We start from the raw sequence: 22,443 nt of genomic DNA, 5'->3' as shown, positions 1-22,443 counted from the left end.
ATGATGGATTACAACGCATTGGCGGAACTGCTGTTTCCGCAGATCCAGACCACGCCCGCCGAGATTGAGGCGAAATACCCGCCGCGCAATCTGCCCGAGGGGGCGAAGGTCACCCGTATGGCGCCCAGTCCGACCGGCTTTATGCATCTGGGCAATCTGTTCAGCGCAATCGTGGACGAGCGTCTGGCCCACCAGAGCGGCGGCGTACTCTGCCTGCGGATCGAGGACACCGACCTGAAACGCTCGGTCGAGGGCGGCGTCCAGACGATCGTGCGGGTGTTCCACGAGTACGAGCTGGGGTTCGACGAGGGCGCGACCGCAGACGGGGAAACCGGTGCTTACGGCCCCTACTACCAGCGGCAGCGCGCGGAGATTTACCAGACGTTCGCCAAATGGCTGGTACAGCAGGGCAAAGCCTATCCCTGTTTCTGCTCGGAGGAGGAGCTGAATGCGATCCGCGAAAAGCAGACCGCCCTCAAAGAGAATATCGGTTACTATGGGAAATATGCGGTCTATCGGGACGCCTCGTTCGAGCAGATCAAGGAGAAGATCGACGCGGGCGAGCGGTTTGTCCTGCGGTTCCGCAGCGAGGGGAACCCCGAAAACCGGAGGAAGGTCAACGACCTCGTCAAAGGGACAGTCGAGTTTCCCGAAAACGAACAGGACCTGGTGCTGCTGAAATCGGACGGCATCCCGACCTACCATTTTGCGCACGTGGTGGACGACCATCTGATGCAGACGACGCACGTGGTGCGCGGTGAGGAGTGGCTGGCTACGCTGCCGTTCCATGTACAGCTGTTCCAGGCGATGGGCTGGAAACTGCCGAAATATGTGCACACCTCCCAGCTGATGAAGATGGACGGCGGGTCCAAGCGCAAGCTGTCCAAGCGGAAAGACCCGGAACTGGCGCTCGATTTCTACAAGCAGGCCGGGTACTGCGTGCCGGCGGTGAAAGAATATATCATGACGCTGCTCAACTCCAACTTCGAGGACTGGCGTCTCGCGAACCCGACCGCTGACCTCAACGAGTTCAAGTTTACCACCCAGAAGATGAGCGCGTCCGGCTCGCTGTTTGATATCGACAAGCTGAATGACGTTTCCAAGAATGTGATCTCGCGGATGAGCGTGGAACAGGTTTACAGCCATCTGACCGGTTGGGCAGAGCAGTTCGACCCGGATTTCCACAAGCTGCTGACCCGCGATCCGGCATATACCAGGTCGATCCTGGCGATCGGGCGGGGCGGCAAAAAGCCGCGTAAGGACCTGGCCACCTGGTCGGATGCGAAGCCGTATATGGACTTTTTCTTTGACGAACTGTTCCAGCCGGATGACTGCTATCCGGAGCATGTGACCGAGGAGGACCGGAGGACCATCCTGACGCGGTACCTCGATCTGTACGACCCGGCGGACGACAATACACAGTGGTTTGAGCGGATCAAGGCGCTGGCTGACGAGGTCGGCTATGCCTCCAACATGAAGGACTATAAAAAGAACCCGGAAGCATTCCGCGGAAATGTGGGGGATGTGAGCATGGTGATCCGGGTTGCGGTCACCGGGCGTCAGAATTCGCCGGATATGTATGAGGTGATGGGGATTCTCGGGAAAGAGAAGGTTGCCGAGCGTCTGAAAAAGGCCCTCGCTTAGCGGGGGCGCTGCCCCTGGCCCCGCTGCCTTTTGAAGAAGGCGGGCGAAAACTTTTGTTTTTAGGAGTGTAACAGTATGGCTGAATATAACGCGAATTTTATCACAGAGATCATTGATCAGGACATTGCCAACGGGTTCGCCGACCGTATCCATACCCGGTTTCCGCCCGAACCCAACGGCTATCTCCATATCGGGAGTGCGAAGGCGATCTTCATCAACTATTCCACCGCGAAAAAATACGGCGGGCTTTTCAACCTCCGCTACGATGACACCAACCCGGTGAAAGAGGACACCGAGTATGTCGAGTCGATCGAGGAGGACCTGCGCTGGCTCGGTGCCATCCCGGATGGCGGCATCTTCTATGGCTCCGATTATTTCGACCAGTGCTATGAATATGCCATCAAGCTGATTCAGGATGGGAAAGCCTATGTTTGCGATCTCACCGCGGATGAGATGCGCGAGTATCGCGGCACCCTCACCCAGCCCGGCAAAGAATCCCCCTACCGCAACCGCTCGATTGAGGAGAACCTCGACCTGTTTCAGCGGATGAAAAACGGAGAGTTCCCCGACGGCAGCAAGACCCTCCGCGCCAAGATCGACATGGCTTCCCCAAACATCAATATGCGCGACCCCGCCATCTACCGGATTGTCCGCGCACACCATCACCGCCAGGGAGACAAATGGTGTATCTACCCATTGTATGATTACGCCCATCCAATACAGGATGCAATCGAGGGGATCACCCATTCCCTCTGTTCGATCGAGTTTGAGAACCACCGCCCGCTCTACGACTGGGTGGTCAACAACATCGACTTCGAGAAGAAGCCCAAACAGCGCGAGTTCGCCCGCCTGAACATCACCAATACAGTTATGTCCAAGCGGTATCTGCGCGAGTTGGTCGAGACCGGCCGTGTCGATGGCTGGGATGATCCCCGTATGCCGACCCTCTGCGGCCTGCGCCGCCGCGGATATACCCCTTCCTCGATTCTTGAGTTTGTCAGCCGCGCGGGCGTCGCCAAGGCAAACAGCCTGGTGGATATCAAGCTGCTGGAATACTGCATCCGTGAGGAGCTGAACGCCAGCGCCCCCCGCCGTATGGCAGTCACAGAGCCGCTCAAGGTCACCATCACCAACTATCCGGCGGATGAAACCGAGTATTTCGAGGTCTCCAACAACCCGGTCGATCCTGAAGCAGGTACCCGCCAGGTCGCATTCACCCGCGAGCTGTTCATCGAGAAATCCGACTTTGCCGAGGTTCCGCCGCCCAAGTTCCAGCGGCTCAAACCGGGCGGGGAGGTCCGTTTGATGGGCGCTTACCTGGTGAAATGCGAAGAGGTCGTGAAAGATGCAGAAGGCAATGTCGTCGAACTGCGCTGCACTGCCGACCTTGAAACCCGCAACGGGAGCCCCGCAGATGGACGCAAGGTGCGTGGAACCATCCACTGGGTCAGTGCGGCACACGCCGTAGACGCGGACATCATGCTCTATGAGAATCTGTTCTCGCTCGTTGATGTCAATGCAGTGCCCGAGGGGACCAACTACCTCGACTATCTGAATCCGAACTCCCTCACCGCGCTGAAGCACTGCAAGCTCGAAGCCTCCCTCGCCGATGCCAAAACCGGCGACCGGTTCCAGTTTGTCCGGATGGGCTATTTCTGCAAGGACAGCCGGCATGAAAATACCTTTAACCGGGTTGTCACGCTCAAGGATAGCTTTAAATTGCCTGGTTGATGAAAAGTTTTGCCTGTCTTTGCCTTAGTAATCGGGTAAATTGGCTCTGACCGCCGGTCAGAGCCAACAGGGCTTTTGACAGCTGTATAGAAAAACAAGGACGTCCTTGTTTTATGTTTCTGTTTACAGAAACATAAAAAGCTTGAAAGGGGAGCAACATGCGAACAGGGCTGTATCAAAAAATCATCTGCTACTGCATCAGCGCCGTTTTGTGCATCTTTTACATCGGGGTATTGTGCCTGGGGGTGTGCGCGGATACAGAAAAAGAATATAAAATGTATTATATAGAAAAAACATTACAAAGATGGATTGGAGTAGGAGGGCTTCGCTATACGCTGGGAGAACCCGTAGACTTTTTTTCGGAATCGGGGAACCCAACCCAAAGGAAGGGGATTGGCTGGAGCGGGGCTGAAAAAGACGCGACATGGACAATCGGAACCACCGCGACCTTATATTTTTCCGGGATACCCAATACAGAGGATTTGGTTTTCGAGGTGGATGTTCTCGCTTTGAGACCGGAGGCGTCCGCGCGGGTGATTGCGAATGGAGAGGCCATCGGAGAGGTCCGCGAAGTTGGGATTCACCATTTTTTGCTGGAAAAGGGGTTGATTCCGGATTCCGGAGATTTAATGATAGAGCTGGGCATACAGAATCCGTCTCCGACAGAAAATGATCCCAGAAACATGGGAGTGAAAGTCAGGCAGGCGCGTCTGTGCCAGAGGGGGCAGGAGGAGAACAAATGAAGTTCGGAGCAAAAGAAAAAGATACATACCGCCTGTGCGCGGCAATCGGGGTTATGCTGGTCATATCCCGGGTTATAATGTGGCTGGTTTACCTGTTATGGAGCCATATTTCAGGTGATCAGGGCAGCTTTGCACATGCTTTTTTCAGGTGGGATGCAGGATGGTACAAATCCATTATAGAGTCAGGCTATTCTGACTTTAACGGAATCAAGCTGGAAGGGCAAAATGGAGCGGCAAACTGGGCGTTTTTCCCATTGATGCCGGCGTATATGGTGTTTCTGAGAAAGGTGCTACCGTCCATGGGGCTTGAGATACTGGGCTTTTTGGCCAATACAGCAATATTCGGAATCGCTCTTTTTGCAGGAAGCAGATATATCCTGCTGACAAGGCCGCAAAATGGAGGGAAAGCTGCTTTCTGTTGGCTGTTTATCATGTGTTTTGGTCCGTATAGCTTTTACTACTCCTCTTTGTATACAGAGTCAATCTATCTTTTATGTTTATGCCTGTGTTTTTATTTTCTGGAACAGGAACAGTATATCAAGCTGGGGGTCTGCGGCATCTTTTTGAGCGCTTCACGTAATACAGGGGTGCTGTTTGTTTTTGCGATATTGACCCATTCGCTGCATCGTTTTTTCAAGGACAGAATGGGAGAACTGAACCCCAAGCTGCTCTGGGAATATGTCAAAAAAACCCTCAATGACCATAAGTTGATTTTGGGGACCTGCATGTGCCCGCTGGGATTATTCCTCTATATGCTCCATCTGTATTTTCTTGTGGGGGATCCGATGGCATTTGCGCATGTGCAGCGGGCTTGGGGAAGGGAGATTACAAATCCCGCTGAGATCGTCCTCCGCACGCTGGGCGCCGCCTCCAGAGGGGCGGTCAATCAGGAGGCTTATTTCCTGCTTTTCATCGTCATTGGCGCCTGCCTGTTGGGCTGGCTGTTCGTCCAAAAGCATTATACGGAGTTTGTCCTGGGGTGCATCTTTCTGGTGGTCCCGCTTTCGACAGGGATTGCGTCGATCCCCAGATATATAGCGGGAGGCTTCGTTTGTTATCTGGCGCTGGCGGATGGTTTGAGCGGACAAAAAAGATATTTTAAAGGTTGCCTTCTGGCAGTGCTGGGTGTGATTGAGCTATGGCTGACCTATGGATGGTTTTCGACATGGGGGTTCCTGACATAAAGCGTAAAGAAACGCCGCACAGCATCCGCTGTGCAGCGTTTCTTCTCAGAATGTCAATTTATTCCTCCGGAACAGGTCCATAGAGGTTTTCCTCGGGATCGCCCGCGCGGACGAACCAGATAATCAGCGGGATTACGCCAATACAGGTCAGGCTGAGGAACGCCCACCCACCGGGTTTGCCGATGTCATGCAGGCGGCGGAACATCAGCGCCCACCACGGGACCAGCACCGCGAGGGAATAGGCACTGCTGAGAATCCCAAAGATCCCTGAAATCTGTGTCAGAAACCCGAACAGGAGCCCGACGATCATGTTGACGACGAAAGCCATCCAGAACCCGCGGACACCGGTACGCCCATCAAACTTCGCAAAGTTTTTCCAAATGTTGATGTACGGCTGCAAAAACTCCATAAAACACCCTCCTTAAAATGAAGCGAAACAACAGAAATGTTTTGCTTATGTGCATATTATAGCATATGCGTCCAGAAAAGAAAGATGTTTTTTTATCTTTTTTTGCTTTATCCATCACTTTTTGTGACATTAAAGAAAAAGCGAGGTGTTTTTTCGTCAGATTTCTTAAAAATACACAAACAAAAGAGGGGTATTTCTGTTGTTTTCCATCGGTTTTCTCTAAAGATTTCCAAGATTAAGTTCGTCCAGCGTCAGCTCATATGCAGGGAGGCAGTTTTCCAGGAAGAAATCGACCGCTGGCAGGTTCATCTGATGCAGCGCCTCAAGCTGTGCCTGTTTCGCATTCTGAAAATCGTTGTTGCCCATCCGGATTTCTTCGATGCATTTGATGAGTGCGGAGAGCTTGTCCGCCGCCTTGACGACCGACAGAACCTGCGGGTCCTGCTCGAAAAAATGTGGGCGGTAAGCCTGCTGTAAGTCGGGCGGCAGGGTTGACAACAGCCGCCCCGCAGCGGCCTGCTCGATCTCCTTGTAGCTTTCCTTGATCTGAGGGCTGTAGTATTTGACCGGGGTGGGCATATCCCCGGTTAAAATCTCGCTGCAATCGTGATAGAGCGCACAGAATACAGCCCGTGACGGGTCGACATCCGAGAGCAGTGCAAGCGCATGGGCAATATAAGCGGTATCAAGCGAGTGCTCGCTGAGGTTTTCCTCGCGTGCGTTTCGCATCAGGCCCCACCGCCGGATGTATTTCATCCGGGAAAGCATTGCAAAAAAGCTGAACCGTTTCATCGTTTTCCTCCTTTTCCCGATAGGGAATGCGCATTCTGCACAAAAAAATAAAAAAATTTCCGAAGTGTTGCCGCATGGTGTAATAAATTATACCAGAATTTTCACCTAATGAAAAGATGGACTGTTAAATGATGCGGATTGTGGTATACTTTAACCATATGTATCACAATCGAAGAACCTCAAAAGCATCAGGTTCCCTGTTATTTGAAGCACTTTGACTCTATCAACTTCGGAGGTTTATTATGTACGCTCAACCGGCTGCAAAGGACAGAAGCTGCCTCAAGGCATTTTGGATCGCACTGGCGACCGCTGCTGCTATCTTTATTCCCATTATGATCTGGGATAAGGGGTATTTCTTTTTTTACGGGGATTTCAATGTCCAGCAGATCCCCTTTTACAAGCTCGCACACGAGGCGGTCCGGTCGGGCAGCCTCTTCTGGAACTGGTATACCGATCTTGGCGCAAACTTTATCGGGTCCTACAGTTTCTATCTGATCGGCAGCCCGTTCTTCTGGCTGACCCTCCCGTTCCCGAATGAATTTGTGCCGCACCTGATGGCGCCGCTCCTGATCCTCAAGCACGCCTGTGCCGCCGCATCTGGGTGCCTCTATCTGAAACGGTTCGTCAAAAACAGCGAATCCGCTGTGATCGGTGCGCTGCTCTATGCCTTTTCGGGGTATGCGGTCTATAACATCTTCTTCAACCACTTCCACGAGGCGATCATCTTCTTCCCGCTTCTGCTGGCCGGCCTGGAAGAACTGGTGTCCAACGACCGCAGGGGCGTTTTTGCGCTGGCGGTCGCGGTCAACGCGTTTGTCAACTATTGGTTCTTTATCGGGGAAGTGGTCTTTGTCCTGCTCTATTTTGCGGTCCGTTCGACCTGCCCCGGCTGGCGGATGTCTCTGAAAAAGTTCCTCTGGACCGGCTTCGAGGCGGTGCTTGGGATGCTGCTTGCGATGTGCCTGTTTCTGCCCTCGGTGCTGGCGATTCTGGGCAACCCCCGCACCGGTGCGGGTGAGCTGCTCAACGGCTGGAACCTCTGGCTCTACTGGCACAACCAGCTCTACCCCGCGATCGTGAGCAGCGCTTTTTTCCCGCCCGACCTGCCGAGCCGCCCGAACCTTTTCCCCGACCGCGGGGCAAAATGGGCGTCCCTTTCGGCGTGGCTGCCGTTCTTCAGCATGACCGGTGTGATCGCCTATCTCAAATCCAAGCGGGACTGGCTCTGCCGGATCCTGTTGGTTTCGTTCCTCTTCGCGCTGGTGCCGGTGCTCAACAGCGCGTTCATCCTGTTCAACAACTCGTACTACGCGCGGTGGTATTACATGCCGCTTTTGCTGATGTCGGCTGTGACCGCCCGCGCCTTTGAGGACCGGTCGGTTGACCTGCGGTTCGGGTTCAATGTCACGGTGCTCTATACTGCGCTGGTCACCGCGATTCTTGGCCTGACGCCTACCATCCAGTCGGATGAGACGGTCAAGTTCAGCCTTCCCAAATACCCGGAGCGGTTCGCCGCGACTGCCGCAATCGCCCTGCTCGGGCTGGTGGGGCTTTATCTGGTGCTGCGCCGGTATCGGGCCGACTTTGTCCGGCGCAGCCGGATGCTGGTCCGGGCGCTCTGTCTGGTGATTGTGGTCTATTCGGTCACCTTTATCGGGATGGGCAAATGCCATTCGGATGACACCAACTTCATACGGGATACCGCGCTCGACGGGCGTTACCAGCTCGACCTGCCGGACGATGGGTTTGCCCGGGCGGATATCTACGACGGGATGGATAATCTTGGCATGTACTGGCATCTGCCCAACATTCAGGCGTTCCACTCGATCATCCCGGTTTCGACGATGGATTTTTATCCGACTGTCGGGGTCAAGCGGGATGTTTCCTCCAAGCCGGAGGTGAAGTTCTACGAGCTGCGGCCGCTCCTGTCCGTCCGATGGCTGTTTGTCGCGGAGGACGAGGAGCAGCAGGACCTGATGCCCGGATGGGAACTTTATGACACCCAGCTTGGATACAACATCTACGAAAACGAGAATTTCCTGCCGATGGGCTTCACCTATGACCATTATATCACCCGATCCGAGCTGGAGGCACTCAACGAGGACGACCGCGCTGCGGTCCTGCTGCGGGCGCTCGTGCTGGAGGAGGACGCGGCGGAGGCCAATGCGGACCTGCTGACCCATATGGAGGAGGACGATTACAAATATCTTTCCAAGTCCGACTTTTTCGACGACTGCGAGGATCGCCGCGATACAGCGGGGTACTCGTTCGAGATCGATAACCGCGGCTTTACCTCCCGGATCGAGCTGACGCGGGAGAACCTGGTCTTTTTCTCGGTACCATACGATAAAGGCTGGTCGGCTACCGTCAACGGTCAGCCCGCCGAGGTGGTAAAAGCCTCGATCGGCTTTATGGCGGTGCGTGCCCCTGCGGGCGACAATACCATCCGGTTCACCTACACCACCCCCGGCCTGTTCCCGGGGCTGGCAGTCAGCGCGGCAGGATTGGTTCTGCTCGCGGCCTATCTGCTGGCCTGGCGTAGGTTTGGCGGACAGCCGGAGCCGCCGGAACCTTCCGGCTGGGACCCCGAACCGGGTCTGGGCTGGGCCGGTTGGGACGACCCGCAGCCGGAGGATATTCCGGACGTTTCGGACGATCTTGATGGTCCGAGCCTGTCCGACCTTTGGGACCTGCCCGCTCCGTATGATCCGCCTGACGAGGAAGGCCCCGCAACAGCACAGGAGGATTTGCATGAATTGTGACATTTTATATCTGGTGGTTCCCTGCTACAACGAGCAGCAGGTCCTGCCCGAAACCGCCCGCCGGCTGGAAGCCAAGCTCGGCGGGATGATCGAGGCAGGAACGGTCTCCCCAAAAAGCCGGGTTCTGTTCGTCGATGACGGCAGCCGGGACACAACCTGGGAGCTGATCTCCCATCTGCACGAAAAAAATCCGCTTTTTTCCGGGCTGAAGCTTTCGCATAACCAGGGGCACCAGAACGCGCTGATTGCCGGTCTGATGCAGGCCAGAGAGCTGTGCGATATGGCAATTTCGCTCGACGCGGACCTACAGGATGATGTGGAAGTGATTGACAGGTTTGTGACAGAATACTATAATGGATGTGACGTGGTTTATGGGGTGCGCTCCTCGCGCGCCAAAGATACGGTATTCAAGCGTACAACAGCGGTCGGTTACTATAAATTTCTGAAGTTTATGGGGGTTGAGATCGTCGAGAACCATGCCGATTACCGGCTGATGAGCCGCCGCGCGCTGGAGGCGCTCGCCCAATACGATGAGGTCAACCTGTTCCTGCGTGGGATCGTCCCGCTGATCGGATTCAAAACCACGGTTGTCCTCTATGAGCGCAGCGAGCGGTTCGCTGGTGAGAGTAAATATCCGCTCAAAAAGATGCTCGCCTTCGCGATTGATGGAATCACTTCGTTTTCGGTCAAGCCGATCCGGCTGATTACCTGGGTCGGGGTGCTGATCTTTGGCATCAGCGGGATTGCGCTGCTCTGGCTGCTGCTGCTCCGGCTGTTTGGATATACCGTCACCGGATGGACCACCCTGATGGGTTCGATCTGGGCGCTTGGAGGCATCCAGCTCCTTTCGTTGGGCGTGATCGGAGAATATATTGGGAAAATTTACAAGGAAACCAAACACCGTCCCCGGTTCATCGTGGACCAGTTCCTCAACCGGCGGGAGTAACCACCGCTTGAATGGGAAAAGCTGAACGGTTTTACAGCTTTCCATCAGCTTTTGATTGCAGGGCGGGACGGAAACAGAGGAGGAAACCATGAAGGTGCAGATAGAGGAAGAGACCATGAAGATGCCGAAGGACAAGCGGTCGATCCTGGTGTCATGGCCTAAGCGGATCTACACATGGGACGAGCTTCCGGCTCCGTTCTGCCCCGCCTTGCAGACATGGCGGAATCTGGGGATGCCGATGGAGAATGTAGCCTACATTCCCCGCCTTTTCCATGAGGAAGGGGAGCCGGAATATTTGTCGGCATGGTGGGGGGCACAGGCGCTGCTCCAAATCTTCCAGGAGGGGAAAACCAGGGCCGTACTTCTGGAGCCGGGCCGGGTCCGCCGGTGCTGTTACCACGAAAAGCAGCCGCACGCGCTGGTAGAGATCGAGGTGGACGGGTTTGGAACGGTCTCCTTCCCCTACAACAAAACCCGGAAGCAGCTGCGGTCGATTCTCGACATTGTGCTGGGAAACTCGCCGGACGCGGTTTTTCCGACCGGGCATCCGCAAACTCCGGAGCTGCAAAAGCTGCAGGACGACAGCTATTCGATGTATAATCTTTCCAGGCTGTGTTACCGGTTTGGGCGCCGTCTGCTGGATTTTCTCTGGCTGCGCGGCAGGGACCGCAACCTGTTCCGCAGGGTGGACCCGGAATATTGGGTTGGTGCGACCGAACGCGGCTTGACCGCGATCTCCTGTGACCGTAATGGTTCCCAGACGGTTTGGATTGCGTGGTCTAATCTCTCCAGTATTTCACTGGAAGGGGAGGGCCGCAGCCGGTGCGTTCGGATTGTGCCGGCAGCGGGCGCGGCGGTGGAGCTTCCGGTTCTGTCCGGACAGATGCAGGCCGCGGAGGCATTTTTGAAGCGGGTCGACGTTCTGGAAGTGCGCAAGCCGCCCACCTAACGAGGAAAACGGAAAAGTTTCGGTCGCTTTTGTGCCGGTTGGCCTACGCATACTGCTGTGCGCGGCGAAACACGTTATCCCGAGAAGCACTTTTTTGGGGGTGGACTGCCGCTTGAAGAGCGGCAAGGGGGCTTTTTGCAGATGAAAAGCCCCTTTCCCGTATCTATGCTCCGGTCCCTTTTGAAGAAAGCGCCGGATATTGCCAAGACAGGAGGTCGGCGGATGAGGATGCAGATGGACAAGCGGCCAACACTGGCTTCCTGGCCCAAGCGGGTCTACGCATGGGAGGAGCTGCCGGAGCCGTTCCATCCCGCGCTGCGGGAATGGAAGGAAAGTGGGATGCCGCCCGGCAATGTGACCTACATCCCCCAGGTTTCCCAGAAAAGCCGGGAGCCGGAGTATGCAGCGGCATGGTGGGGGAAGCAGGTGCTGATTCAGACCGCCCAGAGGGATCAGGTCGACACCATATCCCTGGATGCGGACCGCGTGCACCTGTGCAGCTATCAGGTGCAGCTTTTGCGCTGTTTGGTTGAACTTGACATCGAGGGAGGAAAGCGGGCGGTTTTCTCTTACAACAAGGTGAAGGAGGAGCAGCTCCGGCCGGTTTTAAATCTCGCCTTGGGGAATACGGCGGATTTTGTGTTCCCAACTGAGCACCCACAGACCATGGAACTGCAAAAACTGCTGAAAGACAGCTATGCAATGTACAACCTTTCCAAGCTGTGTTACCGGTTCGGGACACGGCTGCTCGATTTTCTTTGGCTGCGCGGCAGAGACCGCAATCTGTTCCGAAAGGTGGACCCGGAATACTGGATCGGCGCGACCGAGAGAGGGCTGACGGCGATTTCCTACGACAGATATGGAACCCGCACAGTTTGGCTCCGCTGGAAAAACCTGACCCGCCTTTCAATGGAGGGAAGCGGCCGCAGCCGGTACATCCGGATCACATCGGTGCAGGGGATGGCGGTGGAATTCCCGGTTCTGGAAGAACAGGCGGGGACAGGTGCGCTGTTTTTGGAGCGGGTGGAGCGCCTGCGGATGCAGGAGCTTTCTGTTTAACCGGTTTTGAGCGTGTAGAATCGGTCGGACGGAGGACTTTTCTAAAAAGTCTCATCCCCAGGAGACCAAACGGATTCTTAAGCCGGAGCAAAAGCGATCAACAGGCTTCGAACGCTTTTGGACGGTCCCTAAAATTGAGAGCATGTATTCATAATCAGGGAATGCCGGATAAGCGAGGAGTTTTGCTGCCCTGCAAGGCGAAAAAACGCAGTGGGCCGGCAAATGGCCCGTTCAGACAGTTTTGAATGGTTGTGAATACGGGTTCTTATGTCAATAGAAGAAGGAGGGCTTTTCATGGCAGAATATCGGCTTTCTTACAAAGGCGTATCCGCGGTGGTTGAATCGGCGGGGGCGGAGCTGATCTCGTTCATCCCCCAAAACGGTAGGGAGTATATCTGGCAGGCAGACCCGGCGGTCTGGCCCAACCACACCCCCATGCTGTTCCCGGTTTGCAGCGCCACCCTCAACAACACCCTCAAGATCGACGGTGTTCCTTACCCGCTGGGCAAGCATGGGTTCACCCGCAAGGTACCGTTTGAGCTGGGCAGGCATGGTGCGGATTTTGTCGAGCTGGTTTACGCGTCCAATCCGGAAACGCTCCGGCAGTATCCGTTCGAGTTCCTGCTTCACGTGACCCACGCGATCGCTGAGGACGGTTTTTCCACCACCTTTCTGGTCGAAAACAAATCGGAAAAGCGGATGCCGCTCTGTATTGGCGGGCATCCTGGTTTTACCTGCCCGCTCTATGAAGGAGAAGCGTTCGAAGATTACCAGCTTGTGTTTGAAAAGCCCGAGAGCGGACGCAACCTGACCCTGTCGGATGGCACCTGCATCGACGGTGAGGAGCAGATCCCTCTGCAAGGTGGGACCACCCTGCCGCTCGACCACGCCCTCTTCGACCAGCGGGACGCGCTTGTTTTTGAAAAGCTGAATTCCAACGTGGTCAGGCTGGTCAACGCGAAAACCGGCAGAGGGTTTGCGTTTGATTTTCATAAATTTGATGTGCTGGCAGTCTGGACGATGCCGAACAAAAAAGGGGATTACCTCTGCCTGGAACCGTGGTGCGGCCTGCCCGCGGTCAAGGGGGAAACCGGCAGCTTCGAGGATAAGCCGTATGTCAAATTCCTGAACCCGGGTGAGAGCTTTCAGGTTGGATACTCGATGATGGTAATAGAATAGGGGCCGTATACCGCTGACTGGAGGGATACATACAGATGAAACGATATCTATGCATGGCAGGAAAGCTGCTGGCGCTGCTGCTCTCGCTGATCCTGCTGACTTTTCTCAATTCCTGTTACATCAACCTGTCTTCGGAGTGGCTTGTCTCGGTATCCGCGCCCGGAGGGGGTGAGTGGCTGCTGCTCTTGGGCTTCCTGCTTCTCAATCTCCTGATTGGCGTCCTGCTGGGGCTGGCTGTACGTGAATTCCCGCTTCTTCCCGCCAGGTTCCGGCAGCTCTCCGCCAAACAGTTTTTGTGGATCCTCGCCGGGCTTTTGGCTGGGTTCCTCCTCTTCGACATACCTCCGTTGAGCGACCTCTATTTTTGGATGGAGGAGATGCTGTCTGTTTTGTTGGGAGCCGCCTTCCCGCAGTGGGACTGCCGCTTCAGGGGATACAGTTTCTCCTCAATGGCAGCGCCGGGGGGGAAGACGTTTCTCTGTTGTGCGATCATTTTTGTTGGATATGCTTGCTTTAACCGGTTGACCTCGGGCAGGCGGTACGGGAATCGCTATGCCCGGTAAATGAAAACAGGCGCGCATCTTTTGATGCGCGCCTGTTTTGATGAAAGGCTCGTTTGAAAAATTGGAACGGCCGCCCCAAAAGTTTTGTTTGTGAAGTGCAGGGGGCTTTTTTATGGCGATGGGTCAACCGGCAGCTTCCGTTTCCCCGTCGCTTGAACGGCCGGTATTGGCGAGCAGATACCCGCCGCCACCGCCATCCAGACTATAATAGGTCAGCAGCAGACGTCCATTGTCCGCGCCGCCGATCACCTGTGGGGTGAGCCCGCGGACAGAAAACCCGGTATTGTTGAGCTGCATCGTGTTCATATCCATCTCGAACAGCTGCCAGCCCTGGCTCTCCCCGGCGGAGCCGAGCACCAGAAGTCCGTTTTTGGAGGGGGCGGTCACGATGCTGCGGATCTCGTAGGGCAGCTCAACCGTATGAGTCTCTTCGGTCGCGAGATCGAGCCAGAGGTGGGGCACGATGCTCTGTTCGCTGCTCAATCCGAATGCAAACGCCTTGTTCCCAACCAGTGTCATCTGCTCGCCGCCCGCGCTGTTGACCCAGCTGTACGCCTCGTCCATCTCCCGCCCTTTATTCTCGGCGAGATCGTAGATATAAAGCCCGCTCACCCATTCATATCCGGCTGTGTGGCAGTAGAGCTTGGTGTCGTTGTCAAAGAAAGCCGGCTTGGTGAAGGTCGCCTGGGACATCAGTTCCGGCTTCCCCTGCTCGTCGGCGGGTTCCGCTTCGGAGGAGGAATCTGCGTCCTCGTCAGCTTTCGGCGTGGGATGTTCGGCGAGCAGCCGCACCGAATCGGTGCCAAAGTCATAGAGGCACAGACCTTTGTCGTTGACAAACGCAGCCTTTTTGCGGTCGGATGAGAGGTCGAAGTCCGGGACCGCCCCATCACTGCCCTGCTTCATCTTTTCAGGGATCGGTACTTCCCGCGGGTCTTCAAAATTGATGTCCCGGGTTGCGATCCGCTGGTCGGTAATCAGCACGATCCGTTCGGTCTGCGGGATCGCTGAGAGGAAGGTTTCTCCGTCGCGCAGCTGGAACTCATACCGCTTTTCGGTCAGGTCATAGCTGTCCACCAGCCCGAGCACTACATAACCGGACATCCCGCTCGACCAGGAGAGCAGCAGCTTCCCGCCGATCTCCCCCCAGCAGTGCAGGGAACCCGCCCCGGATGCAGGCATTCCCAGCAGGGTATCCACGGTGATGTATTCCCCCTCGAATTCGACCTCTTTGGGCAGCTGGCCATAATTGACCTCGATCCGTTTAAAATAGTAGCCGCTGCCGTCCTCATGGGGGGCCATGTAAAAATAGTGGATCTGCCCGTCATCCCGGTCGACCCGCAGACGGATTACCCCATCCGCATCTGCGGGCGCAGCTTCCACCAGTTTGAACACATCGTTGTTGTTGAGCGACTCGTTGGCCGGGTTTTCACCGGAGCGGTCAGATCCAACCGGCAGATAGTACAGGATCGCGTTCCCATCCTCGGAGGTGAGTCTGGAAACATCCAGATCGTTTAACCGAACATTAAAATAACGTTTGGTATAATCAGCTAGCTTGTCCTTGGGCAGGATGCTGTCCCCGGCGGATTTCCCTGCTTCGGAGATCACCGCATCGCGGAACATCCGAATCCCGCAGTATTCTATGATCGACTGGCTGTCGTACTGTACAAGGGTGGGGTAACTCCCCTGGAAGGGGTAAACCGCGTCATAAATGTAGTCCCGCCACCAGTCGTAGAGGGACATTTCCGGCATTTCAGGGACAGAGGATGCGGACTCCTCCTCAGAAGAGGAGCGCTCCCATTCAAAGATGATCTCCTCTTCTTCGGAAGAGGGGGGCGCGGAGGGGCTGGAACCGGCACGCCGGGGCTGCATACACCCGGAGAAAGCCACCAGAAGCCCTGCCAGAAACAGGGCGGTAAGTTTTTGTCTCATCGGTTTGGAACCTCCTGAAGAATCTGATTCAAAAAAGGGCGTTTTCCGTCTCTCTGCTGCGCGGCAGCGGAATCGGGAGCAGACCCCTCCCTTCCGGGCCGGGTGCCGCTTTTCCCAAAATGAAAGTTTTACTCAATTTTTTTCAAAAAATTGCGGTTTCCAAAGGCAGCGCCTTTGGTCGCTCATCGCAATGAGCGAAATACTTTATCCTGTGAAGCGCATTTTTCGGGTGAATTGCCGCGCAGCGGCAAGAGGGGGCTTTTTGCAAGAGAAAAAGCCCCCTTGCGTAAAGAAATACGAAACAGCTTCGATTATAGTATAGTGGTTCTTGCGCAAAAACGCAACAGAGAAAAATTCCTGAAAATTGGGGCAGCAGGGTTGCGCAGGCAGGCAGGTTGTAGTAAACTGGGAGGAAAGAGTACGATACTTGGGAGGGAATTGATTGAAACATCTGATCGAGCCGGTCGACCTGACCCCGCAGGAGGTCGATGAGATTCTGAACCTTGCGGAAAAGATCATAGCCGATCCGCCCGCTTACTCTCAAAAATGCAGAGGGAAAAAGCTGGCGACTTTGTTTTATGAGCCGAGCACCCGCACCCGGTTGAGCTTTGAAGCAGCGATGCTTGAGCTTGGCGGGAGTGTGCTTGGCTTTTCTTCGGCGGACTCGTCCTCCGCGATGAAGGGGGAGAGCGTTGCCGATACGATCCGGACGGTGCAGTGTTACGCCGACATTGTGGCGATGCGCCATCCAAAGGAGGGGTCCGCAAAGGTGGCGTCGCTGCACGCGTCGATTCCAGTCATCAATGCGGGAGACGGTGGGCATCAGCACCCGACCCAGACCCTCACCGACCTGCTGACCATCCGTTCGCTGAAAGGCCGGCTGGGACAGTTTACAATCGGCCTGTGCGGGGACCTCACCTTCGGGCGGACGGTGCATTCGCTCATCCGCGCGCTGATGCGTTACGAGGGGATCACCTTCCTGCTCATCTCCCCGAAAGAGCTGAAAATCCCAGATTATATTCGTGCGGATATGCAGCGCAAGGGGCTGGCATTCCGGGAGGCCGAGCGGCTGGAAGAGGTAATCGGGGAGCTGGACGTCCTCTATATGACCCGTGTCCAGCGGGAACGGTTTTTCAATGAGGAGGACTATGTCCGCCTGCGGGACAGCTATATTCTCGATGGAGAGAAGATGGAGCTGGCCAGACAGGACATGATCGTGCTGCACCCGCTGCCGCGCGTCAACGAGATTGCGACCGAGGTGGACAGTGACCCGCGTGCCTGCTATTTCAAACAGGTGCTCTATGGCAAATATGTGCGCATGGCGTTGATTCTGAAGATGCTGGGGGTGGAAGCATGAACGTGGACAGCCTACAGAAGGGCTTGGTAATCGACCACATTCAGGCGGGAAAGAGCATGGAAATCTACCGGTTTCTGGATTTGGACAGGCTGGATTGCAGTGTAGCGATCATCAAGAATGCCCGCAGCGGGAAGAGCGGCAAAAAGGACATCATCAAGATCGAGGATAAGATTGATGTTGACCTGGATGTGCTCGGGTTCATCGACCCCAATATCACCGTCAATGTGGTGGAAGGCGGGAGGATCACCCGCAAACGCAAGCTACAGCTTCCTGCACAGGTGACCAATGTTGCGAAATGCAAAAATCCCCGCTGCATTACCTCGATCGAGCAGGAGCTTCCGCATATCTTCAAGCTCTCGGAGGAGGGGGACCGCCGGGTCTACCGCTGTATCTATTGTGAACAGGAATATAATCCCAAGAAATGATAAGGAGTATTTTATATGCAGATGATTACGATTGAAATGGAAAACGGAAAACAGATCAAAGCCGAGCTTTATCCCGACATTGCCCCGATTACAGTGGAAAACTTTGTCAAGCTGGTGAAGGAAGGGTTTTATGACGGCCTGATCTTCCACCGGGTAATCCCCGGGTTTATGATCCAGGGAGGCTGCCCGGAGGGGAACGGTATGGGCGGCCCAGGCTACCATATCAAGGGGGAGTTCGCGGCGAACGGGATCAAAAACGATCTCAAGCATACCCGCGGCGTTCTTTCGATGGCGCGCGCCATGGACCCGAATTCGGCGGGCTCCCAGTTCTTTATCATGCATGAGGATGCCCCCCATCTGGATGGGCAGTATGCTGCATTCGGCAAGGTAGTTGAGGGGATGGAAACAGTGGATGAGATCGCCGGACAGCCGACCGACTACAGCGACCGTCCCAGAGCTGACCAGAAGATGGTCAAGGTGACTTACAGCGAGTCCTGAGTTCCAGAGCGGAGCGAACGGGCGAAACCGTTGGAAGGGAGGGAGCCCCCGGACGCGGGGGAGACGGGTGAAACGAAATCAGACGTTGCTCGATCTGCTTTTGACCTTTATGAAGATCGGGTTATTTACCTTCGGCGGCGGCTATGCGATGATCCCGGTGATCTCGTCGATCTGCGTCGAGCAGAAAAAGTGGATTTCCCATGACGAGATGATGGATATTACGGTCATCGCCGAATCCACGCCCGGCCCAATGGCGATCAACTGCGCAACCTTCGTCGGCTATCAGCAGGCGGGGTTCGCAGGCTCGGTCATTGCCACTTTTGGGATCGTCCTGCCATCCTTTACGGTGATCTATGCGATCTCGAGGTTCCTCGACCATTTCCTCGAGATCACTGTGGTTGCCAGTATGCTCAAGGGGATCAAACTCGCGGTCGGGCTTTTGATTCTGGATGCAGCGGTCGCCATGCTGCGCAAGATGCCCAAAAAGCCGCTTCCCCGGGCGATTATGCTCGGTTCGTTTACGGTAATGCTCCTGGCCGGCTTTTTCTCCTGGCGGGTTTCGTCGATCAGCCTGATGTTGTCTGCGGCAGTGGTCAGTCTCGGGGTGTCCGCTTGGAGCAGCATGTCCGCGCGGAAGGACGGTGCGGAGCAATGATCTATTGGGACTTGTTTTTCGGCTTTCTGCGGGTAGGCTGCTTCGCATTTGGCGGCGCGTACGGCGCAATTCCCCTGATTCGGGAGGTGGCTCTTTCCTACGGCTGGCTGGATGACGAAGCGATCTCCTATATGATCGCTGTCAGTGAGAGTACCCCCGGCCCCATCATGATCAATCTTGCGACCTATGTCGGGAGCAGCCAGGCGGGACTCTGGGGTGCTGTTCTTGCGACACTGGCAGTGGTCCTGCCTTCCTTCCTGATAATCCTGCTTGTCATGGCGGTGCTGAAAACCCTTTTCCAAAACAGCCGCATACAGGCGGTCGTCCGGGGTTTGAAACCATGTGTTGTGGGGATCATCCTCGCGACTGGAGTTTCCATGACGGTCAGCAGCTGCCTGGGGCAGGAGGGATCGCCCGACCTGAGAGCGTGTTTGATCACCGCAGTTCTGGCGGCGGTGATGATCGGGTTCAGGCAGCTGCGCGGAAGCAGGCTTTCGCCAATCCTGCTGATCCTGCTTTCGGCAGTCCTGGGTCTCGCGGCCTATGGGGGCGGTATCCCATGAGGTTCCTTGAAAAACAATCGCTTGCTATTGAAATAGCCTGCTTTTTGTAGTAAAATAGGAGCTGCCAAAGGAGAGGATTCCTATGTTGAAAGTGGACCGCTTCGGCCCTGTTTTTAAGCAGATCCATGACGCGCTGGAAAAAAACGCGAATAGCCTGCTGCGTGCCGACGATTTGACAATGGCGCAGGTCCACCTGCTCTTTCTGCTGGAGGAGAGTCCGGACGGTTGCTACAGCCTGAAGGAGCTGGAAAGAAGGCTGCGTGTCGCCCAGTCCACAATGGTTGGCGTTGTGAAGCGATCGGCACAGAAGGGATTTGTCGAGTGCTATGGGGACCCGCATGACAAACGGGTCAAACATGTACGGATCACCCCCGAGGGACGGCGGATCTGCGCGGCGGCGCAGAAACATATGGGCGAATCGGAGGAGCGGTTTCTGAAAGGGATCAGCCCGGCGGAACGGGCGCTTTTTCTGGAGTTGCTTTACAAAGTTTTGCGGAACCTCTCGTAACATTCCCCTCTGTGTTTGGGGAATGTTTTTTGGCTAAATAAATCGCTCGCTATTGATATTGTGCGATTGAAAGGGGACGATATCTATGAGAAACAGTGGAACATTAGAGGGCTTCGGCTCCGGGCCGGTCGCTATGACCGTGTTAAAAAATGCAATTCCCGCAATTCTTGCGATGCTGATGGTCCTGGTTTACAACTTGGCGGATACCTTTTTCATCGGCCAGACCCACAATGCCTATCAGGTCGCCGCGGTTTCGCTCGCCACACCGGTTTTCCTGACTTTTATGGCGCTTGGTACGGTGTTCGGCGTCGGCGGCACCTCGGTCATCTCCCGGGCGCTCGGGGAAAAACGGATGGACTACGCCTTAAAGGTATCGGCATTCTGTATGTGGTCCTGTGTCGCGGTGGGGATCGTGGTGGCGGTTCTGTTCTATCTCTTTATGGACGAACTGCTCCTGCTGATCGGAGCCAGTACGGAAACCTGGGAGCTGACCAGGGATTACCTGAACATTGTGACCCTCTGCGGGCCATTTGTGCTGATCGGGAACTGTTTTTCCAACATCCTGCGCGCGGAGGGTCAGCCGACCCGGGCGATGACCGGCATGGTGGCCGGCAATCTGCTGAATGTCGTTCTTGACCCGGTGATGATCCTCGGGTTCGGTTGGGGGGTTACAGGTGCAGCGATTGCTACCGTCATCGGGAACCTGGCGGGCGCAGCGTACTATATCCTTTATTTCCTGCGGGGCAACTCCAATCTTAGCATCGGACTTTCGGAATTTACCGCGGGGGAAGGGGTCTGCCGTTCGGTGCTGGGGATCGGGATTCCGGCATCGCTTGGCTCGCTGCTGATGAGTGTTTCCCAGATCGTTACCAACAGCCTGATGTCCGGATACGGCGATATGGCGATCGCAGGGATCGGGGTGGCGATGAAGGTTACCATGATGATCGGGATGGTGTCGATCGGGCTGGGGCAGGGGATACAGCCGCTTCTGGGGTACTGCATCGGTGCGAAAAACTGGGAGCGGTACAGCGGGATCCTGCGGTTTTCCCTCCTGCTTTCGCTGGTGCTGGGGGTCACATTGACCGGTGTCTGTTATCTGTTTACCGATGCCATCGTCAGTGCATTCCTGACCCAGCCCGAAGCGCTTGAATACAGCGTCCAGTTCGCCCGGATCCTGCTTTCAACCAGTTTCCTGTTCGGGATTTTCTACTGCCTTATCAATGCGCTTCAGGCGATGGGGGCAGCGGCCGCTTCGTTCCTCATCAACATCAGCCGCCAGGGCCTGATCTACATCCCCGCGCTTTTCCTGCTCAGGCAGCTTATGGGTGCGAACGGACTGGTCTGGGCACAGCCGGTCGCGGACTTGCTCTCTCTGCTGCTTGCCGCCGTTCTCTATGGGGTTTCGTTCACCAGGCTGAAGCAGGGGAATGCGGGTTCACTGGGGATGATTCCAGCAGCAGACAGTATTTGAATGGCAAAGCGGCAGCGGTTGCTCGTCCTGCATCATTGGCGTGGGGCATAGGCGGCCACGAGCAAAAAAGGAGTTTGCAGAATCAGGAAGGTTCTGCAAACTCCTTTTTCAAATCAATCAGGCGCTGGTTGCTGCTTCCCCGGAACTGCAAACTGAGATCCCGCAGCGATTCCACATACCGCCCGTCAATCAACAGATCACAAAGCCGGAGCAGGTATAGGACATCAGGCTCGGTTTTTCCTTTTTCGAGCAGCTCCTCGAAGGTATAGCCCGAATAGACTACAATATTTTTGCCCAATGCCCGAACCCGTTCCCCCAGTTCACAGAGGGCTGCTGCCTGGCAGAACGGCTCCCCGCCCGAGAAAGTCACACCGCTGATCAGCGGGTCGGAACCGATCTGCTGGAGGATTTTTTCGGTGTCGGCGGGATAGCCGCCCTCAAAATCGTGGGTATCGGGGTTATGGCAGCCCGGACAGTGGTGCGGACAGCCCTGCACAAACACAACATATCGTATCCCCGGCCCATCCACGATAGAATCGGAGATGCAGCCGGAGATACGCAGCTGTGTATTCACAGCTTTACTTCCCGGGTAACTACGTGTTTCACCCGTTCACTCACCTCGGCACGCTTGGCGTTGTTGAAGCGGTCGAGAGTGCCGACCAGATAACCGGTGATCCGGCGGATCCGCTCGAAGCCGACCCCTTCGCCTACCATCATTTCGTTGGTGTTGTTCTGTACATTCAGATTTTCCATCATGAAACCTCCCTTTTATTTTGTGACTTTTACGCTTTTGACAGGGTGCTTTTTCACTGCCAAAAGCACCCTCTTGCCGCCCCAGGGCGGCAATTCACCCCAAAAAAGCGCTTCTCAGGATAAAGCGTTCCGCGCTCATCTCGCGCTAAGAGCCCGCCTTCGGCGGGTTGCGCTCGAAACGCTTCGCTGCGGCTCGCAGTGCGAAGCGCGTCGGGGGCTCCGCCCCTCGACCCCGCAATTTTTTGAAAAAAATTGAGTAAAACTTTAAATTGAGAAAAAGAAGAAATCCGCCGAGCTTGCCGGGGTGGGGCCTGCGGGGA

Annotated in this window: 21 protein-coding genes and 1 pseudogene; 17 read left to right on the top strand and 5 right to left on the bottom strand. The window is 55.6% G+C overall.

Translation table 11 applies throughout. From position 1 onward, the window contains the following. Window positions 1-3: 3 nt before the first annotated feature. The 4 genes from gltX to C814_RS23970 all read left to right on the top strand — a co-directional run bounded on the left by gltX (window position 4) and on the right by C814_RS23970 (window position 5,302). Window positions 4-1,644 carry a glutamate--tRNA ligase gene (gene gltX / locus C814_RS20565; RefSeq protein ID WP_022788597.1) on the top strand — a complete coding sequence of 547 codons (1,641 nt, stop codon included), beginning with the start codon at window positions 4-6 and terminating at the stop codon, window positions 1,642-1,644. A 75-nt stretch (window positions 1,645-1,719) separates the two neighbouring features. Continuing rightward, window positions 1,720-3,375, top strand: coding sequence for a glutamine--tRNA ligase/YqeY domain fusion protein (locus C814_RS20560; protein ID WP_016317383.1), 1,656 nt, complete (start codon window positions 1,720-1,722; stop codon window positions 3,373-3,375). A gap of 158 nt (window positions 3,376-3,533) precedes the next feature. Continuing rightward, entirely contained in the window at window positions 3,534-4,118 is a 585-nt protein-coding gene (locus C814_RS22670) for a hypothetical protein (protein ID WP_016317382.1), read from the top strand. Between the two features lie 563 nt (window positions 4,119-4,681). Beyond that, window positions 4,682-5,302: a hypothetical protein gene (locus C814_RS23970; protein ID WP_155846447.1), complete on the top strand. Its 621-nt coding sequence runs from the start codon at window positions 4,682-4,684 to the stop codon at window positions 5,300-5,302. 58 nt (window positions 5,303-5,360) lie between these two features. Here the strand turns inward: C814_RS23970 and C814_RS20545 are convergent, their stop codons facing one another. Together C814_RS20545 and yfbR are read right to left on the bottom strand one after the other, a co-directional pair. Beyond that, entirely contained in the window at window positions 5,361-5,711 is a 351-nt protein-coding gene (locus C814_RS20545) for a DUF805 domain-containing protein (protein ID WP_016317380.1), read from the bottom strand. Window positions 5,712-5,930: 219 nt separating this feature from the next. Continuing rightward, a complete protein-coding gene (gene yfbR, locus C814_RS20540; protein WP_016317379.1) occupies window positions 5,931-6,503 on the bottom strand; it encodes a 5'-deoxynucleotidase in 573 nt (190 codons plus the stop codon). Window positions 6,504-6,745: 242 nt separating this feature from the next. Between yfbR and C814_RS20535 the strand changes: the two genes are divergently transcribed. The 6 genes from C814_RS20535 to C814_RS20510 all read left to right on the top strand — a co-directional run bounded on the left by C814_RS20535 (window position 6,746) and on the right by C814_RS20510 (window position 13,961). Beyond that, entirely contained in the window at window positions 6,746-9,265 is a 2,520-nt protein-coding gene (locus C814_RS20535; protein ID WP_016317378.1) for a YfhO family protein, read from the top strand. Further along, a complete protein-coding gene (locus tag C814_RS20530; RefSeq protein ID WP_016317377.1) occupies window positions 9,255-10,211 on the top strand; it encodes a glycosyltransferase family 2 protein in 957 nt (318 codons plus the stop codon). Before C814_RS20535 ends, C814_RS20530 begins: the two co-directional genes overlap by 11 nt. A gap of 88 nt (window positions 10,212-10,299) precedes the next feature. Continuing rightward, window positions 10,300-11,160, top strand: coding sequence for a hypothetical protein (locus tag C814_RS20525; RefSeq protein ID WP_016317376.1), 861 nt, complete (start codon window positions 10,300-10,302; stop codon window positions 11,158-11,160). Window positions 11,161-11,382: 222 nt separating this feature from the next. After that, on the top strand, window positions 11,383-12,219 hold the full coding sequence (locus tag C814_RS20520) for a hypothetical protein (protein WP_016317375.1): 837 nt from the start codon (window positions 11,383-11,385) through the stop codon (window positions 12,217-12,219). Window positions 12,220-12,513: 294 nt separating this feature from the next. Beyond that, complete coding sequence (locus tag C814_RS20515; RefSeq protein ID WP_016317374.1) at window positions 12,514-13,398, top strand: aldose 1-epimerase family protein; 885 nt, start codon at window positions 12,514-12,516, stop codon at window positions 13,396-13,398. Between the two features lie 35 nt (window positions 13,399-13,433). Beyond that, on the top strand, window positions 13,434-13,961 hold the full coding sequence (locus tag C814_RS20510; protein WP_016317373.1) for a hypothetical protein: 528 nt from the start codon (window positions 13,434-13,436) through the stop codon (window positions 13,959-13,961). Between the two features lie 123 nt (window positions 13,962-14,084). On the opposite strand, the gene C814_RS20505 is transcribed toward C814_RS20510, so the two are convergent. Continuing rightward, entirely contained in the window at window positions 14,085-15,893 is a 1,809-nt protein-coding gene (locus C814_RS20505; RefSeq protein ID WP_016317372.1) for a hypothetical protein, read from the bottom strand. 442 nt (window positions 15,894-16,335) lie between these two features. Here C814_RS20505 and pyrB point away from each other — a divergent pair, with 442 nt between their 5' ends. The 7 genes from pyrB to C814_RS20470 all read left to right on the top strand — a co-directional run bounded on the left by pyrB (window position 16,336) and on the right by C814_RS20470 (window position 21,370). Further along, window positions 16,336-17,250 (top strand): aspartate carbamoyltransferase, encoded by a 915-nt coding sequence (gene pyrB / locus C814_RS20500; protein ID WP_016317371.1) that lies wholly within the window; start codon window positions 16,336-16,338, stop codon window positions 17,248-17,250. Then, window positions 17,247-17,675, top strand: a complete 429-nt coding sequence (locus C814_RS20495; protein WP_016317370.1) for an aspartate carbamoyltransferase regulatory subunit — start codon at window positions 17,247-17,249, stop codon at window positions 17,673-17,675. Before pyrB ends, C814_RS20495 begins: the two co-directional genes overlap by 4 nt. Before the next feature lie 21 nt (window positions 17,676-17,696). Next, window positions 17,697-18,173: a peptidylprolyl isomerase gene (locus C814_RS20490; RefSeq protein ID WP_031219967.1), complete on the top strand. Its 477-nt coding sequence runs from the start codon at window positions 17,697-17,699 to the stop codon at window positions 18,171-18,173. Window positions 18,174-18,240: 67 nt separating this feature from the next. Continuing rightward, entirely contained in the window at window positions 18,241-18,828 is a 588-nt protein-coding gene (locus tag C814_RS20485) for a chromate transporter (protein ID WP_016317368.1), read from the top strand. After that, on the top strand, window positions 18,825-19,391 hold the full coding sequence (locus tag C814_RS20480; protein WP_016317367.1) for a chromate transporter: 567 nt from the start codon (window positions 18,825-18,827) through the stop codon (window positions 19,389-19,391). The genes C814_RS20485 and C814_RS20480 overlap by 4 nt, the downstream gene beginning before the upstream one ends. A gap of 82 nt (window positions 19,392-19,473) precedes the next feature. Then, complete coding sequence (locus tag C814_RS20475; RefSeq protein WP_016317366.1) at window positions 19,474-19,899, top strand: MarR family winged helix-turn-helix transcriptional regulator; 426 nt, start codon at window positions 19,474-19,476, stop codon at window positions 19,897-19,899. Window positions 19,900-19,984: 85 nt separating this feature from the next. Continuing rightward, window positions 19,985-21,370: an MATE family efflux transporter gene (locus tag C814_RS20470; RefSeq protein WP_016317365.1), complete on the top strand. Its 1,386-nt coding sequence runs from the start codon at window positions 19,985-19,987 to the stop codon at window positions 21,368-21,370. Between the two features lie 82 nt (window positions 21,371-21,452). Here C814_RS20470 and nrdG read toward each other — a convergent pair whose 3' ends face one another. Beyond that, entirely contained in the window at window positions 21,453-21,944 is a 492-nt protein-coding gene (nrdG, locus tag C814_RS20465; protein ID WP_016317364.1) for an anaerobic ribonucleoside-triphosphate reductase activating protein, read from the bottom strand. Beyond that, a pseudogene (gene nrdD / locus C814_RS20460) lies at window positions 21,941-22,075 on the bottom strand (anaerobic ribonucleoside-triphosphate reductase); the annotation flags it as partial. The pseudogene nrdD and the gene nrdG, both read right to left, overlap by 4 nt. Window positions 22,076-22,443: the final 368 nt, after the last annotated feature.

The sequence above is a fragment of the Anaerotruncus sp. G3(2012) genome (assembly GCF_000403395.2).
Classification (GTDB): Bacteria; Bacillota; Clostridia; order Oscillospirales; family Ruminococcaceae; genus Anaerotruncus.
The sequence above is the reverse complement of the archived record's forward strand: the minus strand, read 5'-3'. Positions and strand labels throughout refer to the sequence as shown.

Coding starts and splice junctions, on each gene's coding strand:
- C814_RS20510 (WP_016317373.1), top strand. CDS start 13,434: ATGAAACGATATCTATGCATGGCAGGAAAGCTGCTGGCGCTGCTGCTC.
- C814_RS20480 (WP_016317367.1), top strand. CDS start 18,825: ATGATCTATTGGGACTTGTTTTTCGGCTTTCTGCGGGTAGGCTGCTTC.
- C814_RS20560 (WP_016317383.1), top strand. CDS start 1,720: ATGGCTGAATATAACGCGAATTTTATCACAGAGATCATTGATCAGGAC.
- C814_RS20530 (WP_016317377.1), top strand. CDS start 9,255: ATGAATTGTGACATTTTATATCTGGTGGTTCCCTGCTACAACGAGCAG.
- C814_RS22670 (WP_016317382.1), top strand. CDS start 3,534: ATGCGAACAGGGCTGTATCAAAAAATCATCTGCTACTGCATCAGCGCC.
- C814_RS20505 (WP_016317372.1), bottom strand. CDS start 15,893: ATGAGACAAAAACTTACCGCCCTGTTTCTGGCAGGGCTTCTGGTGGCT.
- gltX (WP_022788597.1), top strand. CDS start 4: ATGGATTACAACGCATTGGCGGAACTGCTGTTTCCGCAGATCCAGACC.
- C814_RS20490 (WP_031219967.1), top strand. CDS start 17,697: ATGATTACGATTGAAATGGAAAACGGAAAACAGATCAAAGCCGAGCTT.
- C814_RS20475 (WP_016317366.1), top strand. CDS start 19,474: ATGTTGAAAGTGGACCGCTTCGGCCCTGTTTTTAAGCAGATCCATGAC.
- C814_RS20520 (WP_016317375.1), top strand. CDS start 11,383: ATGAGGATGCAGATGGACAAGCGGCCAACACTGGCTTCCTGGCCCAAG.
- C814_RS20515 (WP_016317374.1), top strand. CDS start 12,514: ATGGCAGAATATCGGCTTTCTTACAAAGGCGTATCCGCGGTGGTTGAA.
- C814_RS20525 (WP_016317376.1), top strand. CDS start 10,300: ATGAAGGTGCAGATAGAGGAAGAGACCATGAAGATGCCGAAGGACAAG.
- C814_RS20535 (WP_016317378.1), top strand. CDS start 6,746: ATGTACGCTCAACCGGCTGCAAAGGACAGAAGCTGCCTCAAGGCATTT.
- C814_RS20545 (WP_016317380.1), bottom strand. CDS start 5,711: ATGGAGTTTTTGCAGCCGTACATCAACATTTGGAAAAACTTTGCGAAG.
- yfbR (WP_016317379.1), bottom strand. CDS start 6,503: ATGAAACGGTTCAGCTTTTTTGCAATGCTTTCCCGGATGAAATACATC.
- C814_RS20470 (WP_016317365.1), top strand. CDS start 19,985: ATGAGAAACAGTGGAACATTAGAGGGCTTCGGCTCCGGGCCGGTCGCT.
- C814_RS20495 (WP_016317370.1), top strand. CDS start 17,247: ATGAACGTGGACAGCCTACAGAAGGGCTTGGTAATCGACCACATTCAG.